At 32.9% G+C, this 12,958-nt stretch carries 9 protein-coding genes; 2 read left to right on the forward strand and 7 right to left on the reverse strand.

Features of this window, described 5'->3' with window-relative positions; genetic code table 11:
* Positions 1-20: 20 nt before the first annotated feature.
* The 5 genes from B5X64_RS16705 to B5X64_RS16725 all read right to left on the reverse strand — a co-directional run bounded on the left by B5X64_RS16705 (position 21) and on the right by B5X64_RS16725 (position 9,799).
* Positions 21-1,667, reverse strand: coding sequence for a SusD/RagB family nutrient-binding outer membrane lipoprotein (locus B5X64_RS16705; RefSeq protein WP_079466327.1), 1,647 nt, complete (start codon positions 1,665-1,667; stop codon positions 21-23).
* Between the two features lie 10 nt (positions 1,668-1,677).
* Complete coding sequence (locus B5X64_RS16710; protein WP_079466328.1) at positions 1,678-4,683, reverse strand: SusC/RagA family TonB-linked outer membrane protein; 3,006 nt, start codon at positions 4,681-4,683, stop codon at positions 1,678-1,680.
* A gap of 449 nt (positions 4,684-5,132) precedes the next feature.
* Complete coding sequence (gene yidC / locus B5X64_RS16715) at positions 5,133-6,956, reverse strand: membrane protein insertase YidC (RefSeq protein ID WP_079466329.1); 1,824 nt, start codon at positions 6,954-6,956, stop codon at positions 5,133-5,135.
* A 464-nt stretch (positions 6,957-7,420) separates the two neighbouring features.
* Positions 7,421-9,028 carry a CTP synthase gene (locus B5X64_RS16720; protein ID WP_079466330.1) on the reverse strand — a complete coding sequence of 536 codons (1,608 nt, stop codon included), beginning with the start codon at positions 9,026-9,028 and terminating at the stop codon, positions 7,421-7,423.
* A gap of 204 nt (positions 9,029-9,232) precedes the next feature.
* On the reverse strand, positions 9,233-9,799 hold the full coding sequence (locus tag B5X64_RS16725) for a YceI family protein (protein ID WP_079466331.1): 567 nt from the start codon (positions 9,797-9,799) through the stop codon (positions 9,233-9,235).
* Between the two features lie 100 nt (positions 9,800-9,899).
* Between B5X64_RS16725 and radA the strand changes: the two genes are divergently transcribed.
* Positions 9,900-11,252: a DNA repair protein RadA gene (gene radA, locus B5X64_RS16730; RefSeq protein ID WP_079466332.1), complete on the forward strand. Its 1,353-nt coding sequence runs from the start codon at positions 9,900-9,902 to the stop codon at positions 11,250-11,252.
* Between the two features lie 33 nt (positions 11,253-11,285).
* Positions 11,286-11,879, forward strand: a complete 594-nt coding sequence (locus B5X64_RS16735) for an acyl carrier protein phosphodiesterase (protein ID WP_079466333.1) — start codon at positions 11,286-11,288, stop codon at positions 11,877-11,879.
* Positions 11,880-11,885: 6 nt separating this feature from the next.
* Here B5X64_RS16735 and B5X64_RS16740 read toward each other — a convergent pair whose 3' ends face one another.
* Both B5X64_RS16740 and B5X64_RS16745 read right to left on the reverse strand, forming a co-directional pair.
* Complete coding sequence (locus B5X64_RS16740) at positions 11,886-12,386, reverse strand: DUF6702 family protein (RefSeq protein ID WP_079466334.1); 501 nt, start codon at positions 12,384-12,386, stop codon at positions 11,886-11,888.
* A 273-nt stretch (positions 12,387-12,659) separates the two neighbouring features.
* Positions 12,660-12,902, reverse strand: coding sequence for a hypothetical protein (locus B5X64_RS16745; RefSeq protein ID WP_123920981.1), 243 nt, complete (start codon positions 12,900-12,902; stop codon positions 12,660-12,662).
* Positions 12,903-12,958 lie beyond the last annotated feature (56 nt).

The following is a 12,958-nucleotide window of genomic DNA, read 5'->3' on the forward strand; positions in this document are numbered from 1 at the left end:
AAATATTTATTCAACTCAAATTAATTCTGATTCCAGAATGGAGTTTTTGTATTTTTCGTAAATACCTCATTAGATGAAACACTTGGAACGTTTGAAGGATTTGAAGTATATTCCGTGAAAGGATATACCAATCGATAAGGTTTATTAGCTTGTTGAGCTGTTACAGCCAATGGTGTGTATGGATATCCTGTTCTAAGATATTCAATAAACATTTCTGTAGGATTTACATTGGTTAAAGCAATCCACTTTTGAGTCATAATTGCTTCAATTTTTTGTTCGTTACTACCTGTCCATCCTAAACCTGGTCTTGTATTTGCGTTAGTAATATATGTTGCAATAGCGGTTGAAGTACCACCTACCCAAGCATTATGGCTTGTAATAGCTGAATTGAATTTGTCCCCAGCTGAATAGTATGAAAAAACAGTAGGCCATCTCAAAGCTGCCTCTGCTTGTAATAAATTACTTTCTGCTTTTGACATTAAAACACCTCCTCTTTGATTATTTGCATCAATAATCTGATACCAAGATGTAGTTGCAACCACACTTCCTGCAAAATTCCCTGTAGCAAGTTTAGAAGTATTAACGCTACTCACAGGAGCTCCTGGTTGACCTGGAACAGCACCTTGTCTAACACCTTTAAGGCCTGTATAAGCCGCTCCGTTAAATCTTACACCTCCAGTTACCGCAGTAAACAATCTAGTTCTTCTAGGATCTAGCAAATTATTAAACTTTGTATAATTCGAATCATTAAGATTTAAGTTTCCTTCTAATGCATTAGCCATATGCTCTGAAACCACAACTACCCCATTGTTAGAAACTAGTGTAGATGATGCATTTCTATACCAGTTTAAACCATATGGATTCATTTGATCATCATTAGACGCTGTATATCCCGGATTTACAGTTACTTCTTCTTCAATAAATGCTGTAGTTGGGTCACTTAAAGTCTGTAGCTTAGCATCTCTGTAAGTTGCCAATTCTCCAGTAACTTTAGACATACGCACAAGCATTCTAAGTTTAATGGTATTTGAAAAAGCTTTCCATTTACCCATATTACCGCTGAAAACTATATCTGATGATGGAGCTTCAGCGTTAGGATTCTCAGCATCTATTAAAGCATTTGCCTGTTCCAAGCTAGTAATTAAATTTTTATAAATATCGGCATCATTATCATATTTAGGTGTTAAATTATCTACACCCAAAAACGCTTCACTATAAGGAGCATCACCATATAAATCGACAATATACTGCATATAAAATGCTTTCATAATTTTCGCTATAGCAATATAATTATCTTGCTTATGATCACCGTTTGAATATCTTTCAATCTGAGCAAAATTCGCAATTCTAGGATAAATGTTCCAAATCCCATTATAGAATGTATTATCAACAGTAGCTAAATTAAATTCTCTTGCAAAAGCACCTCCAATACTATAACTATTCGCTCCCCAGCTATTCATCATCAAACCACCAAATTGTACCATCGTGGTGCCTTGTGTTCTATATGCAGAACTAATAGCTCCTGGAAGAATTTGCTTTGGTGTAATAAGCTCTGCCTGAATATTATTTGGATCATCATTAATATTAAGGAAATCATTTGAACAAGAAGTCGTACTCAAACTTAATGCTGATATCAAAAAAGTGATTAAAAATTTATTATTTTTCATTTGTTAATTATTAAAAAGTTAGATTTAAATTAAATCCATAATTTCTTATAGTCGGATACTGGCCTAAAGCAGCATACCCGGCAACATTTCCATTTGTATTTGATGTTTCAGGATCTGCAAAATTTCTGTTATCTTTTGCATAGATCACAAACGGATTTCTTGCATAAACTCCTATTGTAAGCGAATTTACAAATGTATCTTTTAATACTGATCTTGGTATATCATAACTTAATGCAATCTCTCTAACTTTTAAAGCAGTACCATCTATTACATGCTCTTCACCAATTGATTGAAAATTACCTTCTCCGAAGTAGCTATTTACTCCAAAATAAGATGGATCATCCCCTACCGTTGTGGTATTTGGTACATATTGACCATTTACAAGCTGTACCGAATTTGGAATTACATATCCTTGAGATCTGTCGAAATCAGCAGATTTTTCAAGATTACCCGCAAAACCTAATGTACCTTTTGAAAGGGCAATAAAACTATTTCCTGTTCTATAATCAGCAACCGCACTTAATGTAATTCCTTTAAATTTAATAGAAGTACTGAAACCTAATATATAATCTGGATTCACTTTTCCTAATACTTCTGGCGTAGATGTTGCTAATGGATTACCATTTTCATTAACTATGATATTTCCATTAGGATCTCTTTGATACTTAGTTCCTTTTATTAATGGAAAATGATCGCCTACAGCAGCATATATACCAACCGAAGGTCTTGTAGTGGTTGTAAGTGCAGTTTCTAGTGATCCATCAGCAAGAGAAAGTATTTTTGTTTCATAAGTTGAATAAGATCCTCTTACTTTCCATTCGAAGTTTTTACTTTTAAATGGTGTAAACCCTAAGTCTAATTCAAAACCTTGATTTCTACTTGATCCAATATTACCTAAAGTAGAGGTAATACCTGAAGCGGCAGATCTTGCAACCGAAGAAATAAGATTATCTGTATCATTTCTAAAAACCGATCCCTCAAAAGTGATTCTGTCTTTAAAGAAACCTAATTGTAAAGTAGCTTCTTTTGAATTTAGAAATTCTGGTTCAATATTTTGGTCATAAAAAGATGTAGCTGGTAAATAAGATGCTAAGCTACCAAAAGGATACCCTGTAGGTATAATTCCTGTTCTATCTAGGCCAAATACAGGAATTGTCTGTACATTACCAACTCTACTATATGAAGCACTAATCTTTGCATAATTTAGCACATTTCCCTTCAAACCTTCAAATGCTTTTGTAGGAACAAATGATCCTCCAAATGAATAATATGCAAATCCTTTATTACTAAACGGTAAAGCATTTCCTTGAAAATCTACTGGGTTAACACTAATTAATGAACTTTTTTCGTATCTAAAAGTAGAATTAAAAAATAAATAGTCTTTGTAAGACAAATCCATATTTGCAAACCAAGCATAAGATCTTATACGTGTATCTCCCGTGCCAAGTGTTGAAGGTTGATCAGGCTGTAATACGTTTTTGATATGATACCAACCTGGAATTTCAAGGTTTTCACCTCCTACTTGTACAGTTGAGCTTGAGTTGTCTTGAATATTATGACCTACATTTAGCTTAAAATTGATATCATCAGTAAAATTATAATCAAAATTAGCCATTAAATCACCATAATATCTAAAAGTAGAATTTACAGATTTATAATAATTAGATACAATAGCTTCTCTTGCAAAAACACCATCGCTTGGAAAGTGCCCATCTAGGTAAGTTCCTGTACCTCCATATACCCTGTCATAAGCAAATGCATCAAGATGGCTTTCTGAAATAGCCGAACCTGATGTAGCTGAACCAGCATAAGTGAATGAAATATTATCATTAAGCTTATAAGCTAAATTCACCAATCCAGTAAAGGTTCTACTTTTATCATCAAATCTATTGTGATCAATTAGCCAATAAGGATTAGTGATATATATAGAATGTGATGCATCAGGCAAAGAATTTCTGAATTTTCGAATATCTACGTTTGTAGGCGTTTGTAACAATTGTCCATAAAGTCCCGCAGAAGTTTGAGAAGTACGAAGATCTAAATAATTAACGTTTCCATCAATTCTAAATTTCCCAAGTTCCTTACCTGCTTTTAAAATAAAATTATTTCTTTTTAAATTATCTTTTTCAACAACAAAATCATTTTCTGCTCTATTTACAGATAAAAAAACGTACGAATCAGCCCCTCCAGCATTTACAGACACTCCATTTTGCATTAAAACTCCTGTTTTAAAAAAGTTTGCTATATGATTATCTTTTGGTGAAAAAGTATCTCTAAACCAGGTATTGTCAGCTTGGGGCAAACCAACTAATAAATTTTGGCCACCTAACACCGATGAATATGCAGGTCCCCACGCAGAATTTTCATATGGAGTCCAGTTGGTTCCATTATAATCGGTTGTATCAAAAGCATCACCAGGCCAACCTTGCCCATATTGTTTTTGAAATATCGGCAACTTATAAACCGATGAAAAATCGACTGAATTCGTTAAAGTAAATTGCAGCCTTTCAGATTTTGAACCTCTTTTTGTTGTAACCACAATTACACCATTACTACCTTTCTCACCATATAGTGCAGCACCCTGCATCCCTTTAATAACATTCATGTTATCAATAATTTCAGGTGGTAAATTTTGTAAAATTCCTAATGTAGAAATAACGCCATCAATTACAACTAATGCTTGATTATTTCCAGAAATGGATCTGGGACCTCTTAGTACTACCCTTGTGGTAGAGTTAACAGAGTTATTTGTTGTATTGATCTGTAAACCAGAAACCTTTCCGGTCAACGCTTGAATAGCATTTGGATTATTTGCCTGAGTGATCTCCGCATTATTTACGACTTGGTTAGCTGAAGTAACGGCATCTTGTCTTTTCTTAAGACCTAATGCTCCTGTTACCACCACTTCACGGATATCTTGTGTTCTCAAAGAATCTCCTTGTGTCTCCTGAGCACTTACCATTGCAAAAGATGAGGTAAGAACCACAGCAAGAATACTTGTAGTTAATTTATTCATTTAGTAGTATTAATTTTGTGGTCGTAAAGTTGTGAAACTTTTCGTTAATAAACTCTTAAAAATTGAAAAAAAATTAATATTTTTTTAACAATTTCATTATTCGTAATTTATTATCGAATTTTATGCTTTTTTTTATTAATTCATTAAATAATCAATAAAAAAGCACATAAATCAAAAAACACTTCAAAAAAAACCAATCCTAACTAACTAACGTAATTTAATCACAATTTAAAAAAATAACAAATTAACATAAAATTATGCAAAACAACAACCAAAACAAACATCTGAAACTAATTTCATAAGTGATAGAAAGATCATCAAAAACCAATCAATATTTGATGGTAAAAACATATCTTTTTTTTTGTAGCTCAGTATATTTAAAAATAATATTAATGATTTTTTACAAAAAAAGAGAAGCAATAAATTGCTTCTCTTTCTGTTATAATAAGTTACTTTTTCTTGCCTTTCGTCTGCTCCTGCGCTTTCTGGGCGTCCTGAGCCTTTTCCATCATTTCTCTCATTCGTTTTTGGAACTTTCCTTCCGCTTTAGGCTTTTCTTTGTTGGCCTGAATTTGAGCGTGAATTTTCTTTTCATCCAGAATTATGTACTTAATCACAAGGATAATCAAAATATTAATCGCATTCGATACAAAATAATACCAAGATAAACCAGATGCTGAAGTATTCAAGAAGAACAAGAATGTGATAGGGAAAATATACATAATCACTTTCATATTTGGCATCCCTTCTTGTTGTGGTTGCTGCATATTTCCTGAAGTCATTACAGTATAAATTAAAATTACAATCGTACAAGCAATCGCAAAAACACTTAAATGATCTCCTAAGAAAGGAACGTTAAATGGTAATTTAATCAAATCATCATATGCCGTAAGATCTTTTGCAAACCAGAATCCTTGTCCTCTCAAATCGATAAAGTTCGGAAAGAATCTGAATAAGGCATAGAAAATAGGAATCTGTACCAGCGCCGGAAGACATCCCGCCATTTGATTCACCCCTGCTTTTCTGTAAATTTCCATGGTTGCCTGTTGCTTTTTCATAGGATCTGCATCCTTGAATTTTGCATTAGCTTCATCAATTTCAGGACGAATTACTTTCATCATCGCACTCAATTTATGCTGCTTATACATAATTGGCGACAAGATCAATTTCACAATAATTGTCATTAAGAAAATTACCCAACCTGCAGATATTCCCCATCCAGCTATAACACTGTATAACCACATGAAGAAATAACGGTTCATTCCTCCTATGAAAGACCAACCTAATGGTAAAATTTCGTCAAAGTTTTTGTCGTAAGATTTTAATAAAGGTAAATCCAATGGCATAAAATACCATGTAAAATCCTGATTAAATTCTCCTCCGTTCATAGCAACAAAGCCTTCGAAGTTTAATTTTTTTAAATATTCACCTTCTTCTATAGACTCTTGGTTTCCTTTGCTGTTTGTGAAACCTGTTTTAGATTCGATTACAGAAGAGAAAAACTGCTGTTTTACACCAATCCAGTTCAGCGTTTCTTTTTCCTCATTCATATCTGTTCTGCCGTCATAATCATAATCTTTATAATTATTAAACGCATAAGCAAATTCTGAATGTGTTTGTTCTTGAGCTCTACCCTTTTCCAGGTTTCTCACACGATAATCCCAAATAAAATCTGCTTTGTTATCAGAAGTTACTTTCGCTAAGCCTTGAGTTCTAACTTTAAAATCTAAAGTATATTGATCTTTAAGCTCTGCTTTAGGATTATTATTTAAAGTATAAACAAATTGAATTGCTGCACCGCTGTAGTTTGCCGTTAAAGTAACAGAATTACCGTTAACAACCGGTGTAAACACTAAATCTTTGGTATTAACAGTTTTTCCTGATTTATCTTTGAACTGAAAACCGTAGCTCGAGTTATTTTTAGTAATCAGATTAAGCGGAAGATCGGCTTTGTCGGTTTTTTGATCGTAGGCTTTGTACTTTAAAAGCTCAACTTTTGAAACCTGACCTCCTAAACTTGAAAACTCAAGCTTCAGCTCGTTGTTTGCCAAATTGGAAACCTGAATTGCGTTCGGGGTTACATTGGGATTGATATCGGCTGCCGGAGTTGGTTTTACGGGATTTTTTGCTTGTTCTGTTTTCTGCTGCTCAGCTTTCAGCTTTTCTTCTTCCTGTTGATTATTCTGAAAATAAAACATGAATCCGAAAAGGACCAAACATAAAACCGCAAAACTAATAATCTGACTTTTATCGAGTCCTTTGTTCTCTTGCATTTTATTTTTATTAAAATTTTTTAAATATTTTCTACTTTAAATTAACCACAAAAGATTTATTTAATACTTAAGTGTTTTTTTAAGATTATAATAAGACCGCTTAAGTTTTTGAAAATCTTTGATTTTCTTCTTTTGCGAGCTTTTCTTTTCTAAACTATTAAACTTAAAGCAATTAATCTAAATGTTTTAAGTTTAAAGTTTTTGTTTCTTTTATGGCTAGAATCTTTTTTCATTTAAAATGTATATCAAAATGCTATACATTTTAGAGTCGACAAAAATACTGTTTTTTTATCAAAACTCTACAGTATAATGTGTTACTATATAATAAACTCAGACTGATTATTCTCAGTCTGAGTTTATATATAACGTTTATAATTTGATAATTACTTTAGATTCAAACCTTATCGGTTTTAAAAACCTGTAAGTCATCACCATCCAAAAAGTTTTATAAATTAAATTCTTTATTAATTTTTCTCGCAAGCCTTGATAAAAGCTTTGAATAAAGGATGCGGAGTTGCCACCGTACTCTTGTACTCTGGGTGATATTGTACTCCCACGTAGAAAGGATGATCTGTCATTTCAAGCGCTTCAACCAGTCCTGTTTCAGGGTTTGTACCGGTAGCTAAGAAACCATTCTTTTCGAATTCCTGAAGATAATCACTGTTGAATTCATAACGGTGACGGTGTCTTTCAGAAATATTTTTAGCTCCGTAGATTTCATATAACTTAGATGCATTTTTCAATGAACATTTCCAAGCACCAAGACGCATTGTGCCTCCTTTATCTACAACATTTTTCTGCTCTTCCATAATTGAAATTACAGGATCCGGTGTAGAGGTATCAAATTCCATTGAGTTGGCTTTTGAATGCCCTAAAACATTTCTCGCAAATTCAATCGTCATGATCTGCATTCCTAAACAAATTCCTAACATCGGAACTTTATTTTCTCTTGCATACTGAGCAGTAAGAACTTTACCTTCAATTCCTCTGTCACCAAAACCTGGGGCAACAAGAATTCCATCAACACCTTGTAAAGTTTCTTTAATATTTTCAGCAGTAATATCTCCACTGTATACCCATCTTACTTTTACTTCAGTTTCAAGGCTTGCACCTGCATGCTTGAAGGCTTCAGCAATGGAAATATAAGAGTCTTGTAGAGAAACATATTTACCTACTAAAGCAATTTCTATTGTTCTTTTAGGATTTTTGAATTTTTTAAGGAAAGTTTTCCAATCTTTAAGATCAGCTTCTTTATCATTCTTCAGATCTAATTCTTTTAGAACGACATCATCAAAATTTTGTTTTTGAAGGTACATCGGAACTTCATAGATTGTTTCCAGATCTTTACATTCAATTACATTATCTAAAGAAACATTACAGAATTGAGCCAATTTTGCTCTCTGATCTTTTGGAATGGTGTGTTCTGTTCTACATACTAAAACATCTGCCATAATTCCGCTTTCCATCAATTGACGAACAGAATGTTGAGAAGGTTTTGTTTTTAACTCTCCACTTGAAGCCAAATATGGCAACAAAGTAAGGTGAATCACCATAGAATTTTTCTCTCCCAATTCCCACTTCAACTGACGTACAGTTTCAATGTATGGTAAAGACTCAATATCTCCTACAGTTCCACCAATCTCAGTAATGATGATATCGTAGTTCTGCTTAGATAGCATTTTAATTCTACGCTTAATTTCGTTGGTGATATGAGGAATTACCTGTACTGTTTTCCCAAGGAAATCTCCTTTTCTTTCTTTATCAATTACAGTTTGGTAGATTTTCCCAGTGGTAACGTTATTGTTTTGAGAAGTAGGAGCATCAAGATAACGCTCATAGTGCCCTAAATCCAAATCCGTCTCTGCGCCATCTTCGGTTACATAGCATTCTCCGTGTTCATAAGGGTTTAATGTTCCTGGGTCGATGTTAATATAAGGATCCAGTTTTTGGATGGTTACATTAAAGCCGCGTGATTTTAGTAGAAGTCCCAGAGAAGCAGAAACGATTCCCTTTCCCAAAGATGAAGTTACACCTCCTGTCACAAAGATGTACTTTGTATTCTTTTTACTCATTAGATTAGGTTTGTGCAAAGTTAGGGGAAAAAGAAAAGCAAAGCAATTTTGTTTACCTTTTAAATTTTAAAATATTGATTTCATTTACCAAAAACACTATTCCAGACAATAAAAACTAGTATTAAAATTTCTGTTAAAAATAAAAAGGTTTCTCAAAAATAATCTGAGAAACCTTTCACCTAAATCAAATTATATATAAAAATATTATTTCACTAATTCGAAAAATAGACTTACTTCAACATCTTTCGCAACACCTGCTCCTGTTGGGTCATATTTAATATTATAATCTAATCGATTAATTGTAAACTTTGCTTGTAAACCTACAACCTCTTTGCCTTGTTGGTTTTTAGCAATACCACCAAAAGTTACAGGAATACTTATCTCTTTTGCAACATCTTTGATTGTTAATTTACCTTTAAGTGTGTAATTTTTATCTTTTCCTTGTGAAAGAGTTGCTCCTTGAAATGTCATTTCTGGAAATTTTTCTGCGTCAAAAAAATCTGCACTCTTCAAATGTTTATCTCTAGCCTCCACTCCTGTATTGATTGTTTCTGGATAAGCAGTAAAATCAAACCTAGCATTATCTAAATTAGCCCCTGAAGTTTCTACTTTACCTATAAATTTATCAAATCTTCCTTGCACAAAACTAATTCCCATGTGCTTGATGTTGAAATTAATAGATGAATGTGCCGGATCAACCGTCCAAGTAGTTTGGGCAAAAGTAAACATGCTTACCAAAGCAAAAGCAAAGCTTAATAGTATTTTTTTCATTTTTTTAAATTTATAATGACAAATATAGTCAGTATATTTATATTGAGTATTGACCTATGATAAGATAAAAAATTAAAGCATATTTTCATAATTTTACGGCATGGCAAAACTTAAAACAGCATACTTCTGTCAAAACTGTGGTTCGCAATACCCACAATGGACTGGGCAATGTAAAAACTGTCTGGAATGGAATACTTTAGTAGAAGAAGTGGTAGAAAAAACCTCATCAAAAACACCTCCTTTTTCAAAATCAAAACAAAGCGTCATCAATATTATTGAAGTTGAAGCCATTGAAGAACCCAGAATAAAAACACCTTCCGATGAGCTAAACCGTGTTTTAGGTGGCGGAATTGTCTTAGGATCTGTCACCTTAATAGGCGGCGAACCCGGAATTGGTAAATCTACTCTGCTTCTTCAGCTTGCTTTAAAAATGAAAAAGAAAATCTTTTATGTTTCAGGGGAAGAAAGTGCTTCGCAGATTAAAATGAGAGCCGACCGTTTAGCCGATGTCAAAAATCCTAATTGTTTTTTATATACCGAAACTTCTTTAGAAAAAATTCTTCATGAAGCTAAAAAACTGGAACCCGATTTCGTTATTATTGATTCGATTCAAACGCTTCAATCTCAATTGATCGAAAGTTCGCCCGGAACTGTTTCTCAGATCCGTGAATGTTCAAATGAAATTATTAAATATGCCAAAGAAAACAACGTTCCCGTATTTTTGGTAGGGCACATCACAAAAGATGGACAAATTGCAGGACCGAAAGTTTTGGAACACATGGTCGATGTTGTTCTGAATTTCGATGGGGATAGAAACCATCTTTTCAGATTGTTGAGAGCCAATAAAAACCGTTTCGGATCTACCGCAGAAATTGGAATTTACGAAATGGTTTCACAAGGTTTAAAAGAAATAAAAAACCCTTCTGAAATTTTAATCACCAAAAAGTTTGAAGAGCTTTCCGGAAATTCAGTAGCAGTAACTTTGGAAGGAAACCGACCAATGCTTTTGGAAATTCAGGCATTGGTAAGTACCGCAGTTTATGGAACTCCGCAAAGAAGCTGCACAGGTTTTGATTCTAAAAGATTAAATATGCTTTTGGCTGTTCTTGAAAAAAGAGCAGGTTTTCAGTTAGGTGCAAAGGATGTTTTCCTAAATATTACTGGGGGAATTAAGACTGATGACCCTGCTTTAGATTTAGCTGTTGTCGCTTCAATTCTTTCCTCGAATGAAGATATTGCCATTTCTGAACATTTTTGTTTTGCTGGAGAAATTGGGTTAAGCGGAGAAATTCGTCCAATTGCACAAGCAGAACAAAGAATTACGGAAGCCGAAAAATTGGGTTATGAGACCATTTTTATTTCTAATCTTAATAAACTTCCAAAGAAAAAGTTCGGAATTAAGATTGAAGAAGTGAGTAAAGTTGAGGATTTTCATGAGCGATTGTTTTCATGACAGATGTTTACTTAAAAATTTCTATATTCGTTTATGAACTTTCTCGCCCACTCTTTTCTCACTTTCAATGACGGACAAATTGTCGGGCAGTTTCTCGAAGATTTTATCCGTAACAAAGACCGCTATTCATTTCCGAAAGATATTCAGGATGGAATTACTTTACATCGTTCGATTGATACATTTACAGATTCTCATCCCGCCATTCACGAGGCAAAAAAAGTTTTTAGTCCGCTTGTAAGGCTTTACGCGGGAGCTTTTGTAGATGTTTCGATGGATTATTTTCTGGCGAAAGATCTTAGTTTACATTCGTTGAAAGGTTGGAAAGAACATTCATTGAGGGTTTATAGAGTGTTGAATGAAAATGAGCAATTTCTTTCTGAAAATTTCAAAAAAATGCTTGCAAAAATGGAGCACGATGATTGGTTGTACAATTACCGGGAAGATTGGGGCATCAAATTCAGCATTCAGAATGTTTTGAATAAAGCGAAATATTTGGATAAAGACATTCCGGTTTTTCAGGCTTTCTTAGACAATAAAGAAGCTTTGCAGAAATGCTACGATGATTTTTTTCCTGACCTTTTAGCTCATGCAAAAGCTGAAAATGCTCTTTTACAACTTCAAAAATAATTTCAATTAAAACTGCTGAAATAAATATCGATTCGGATACGTCAGTTTTTCACTTTTACGATTTCCATTAACGATAATATGAACTAAGTTGATTTGGTCATCAAATAAATTATACAGAAAACTCACTGCTGCTTCCACTTTTTTGGGATTTTCTACTTTTTCAGATTCCAGATAAACATTTACCGATTCGCTGTCTTCTTCGTAGCCGATGTAATTGATTTTTAAAAACTGATTATCTGTTTTGAGTTTAAAATATTCAGCGCTGTAATTTTTTAAAGCTTCATTAATTTGAACTTTATATTTTGTGTCATTAAAATGAAAAGGTTTTCCGTATTTTTTAGCAAGTCCATTTTCTAAATCATCTAAGAAAAATCTTCCGGTCACCTCAAAAGTTTTTGATTTTGAATTGTAATTGACTTCTACCGAACCGACGTGATAAGGATGTTTTTTTTCTGTAAAAGAATAAAGAATAAACAAAATAGAGAAAAAGAAAAGTGTTTTTTTCATTTTAGTAAATCGAGAATTTTTTGTGGATCATGTCTCATATCAAAGAATAGTAAGATAATAATTTTAGTTTCTTTTTCTTTTCTGAAAAATATTCTTACATGCTTTTTGCCTATTAAGGCACTTCTTGTATTTTTTATTGATTTTGAAACTGTTGATACTTTTCATGTTCTAAATCATTTACAATCTTTTTTACATCTTCAAGAAAAATTACAATTTCACGATTTATCCAAACCTTTTTGAGAAATTCTACATTTTCAATTAAAGTTTGTTCTGCTATTTTTGAGAATTCAACTTGCATATTTCCTCATCAATCAGGTTAAAGAAATCTTTTTTTGAAATTAAATCTTCTTCTTTTAAAGATTCACCATATTTTTCAACCTCTTCAAAAACGTGAGCTGGTAGACCTTCAATAGTTTCGTACTCGTTTTGTACGATTTTCACACCTTTTAATCTTTCTAAAAGTTCTTTTATAAAAGGATAGTCTTCTTTATTTTCTATTTCTATTGTAAGGTGCATCACTTCAATTTTATACAAAGTTAAAATAAATTTTGTATCATCGCATTTCAAAAAAA

Origin of the sequence: Chryseobacterium balustinum (genome assembly GCF_900168205.1) — a bacterium.
Taxonomy (GTDB): Bacteria; Bacteroidota; Bacteroidia; order Flavobacteriales; family Weeksellaceae; genus Chryseobacterium; species Chryseobacterium balustinum.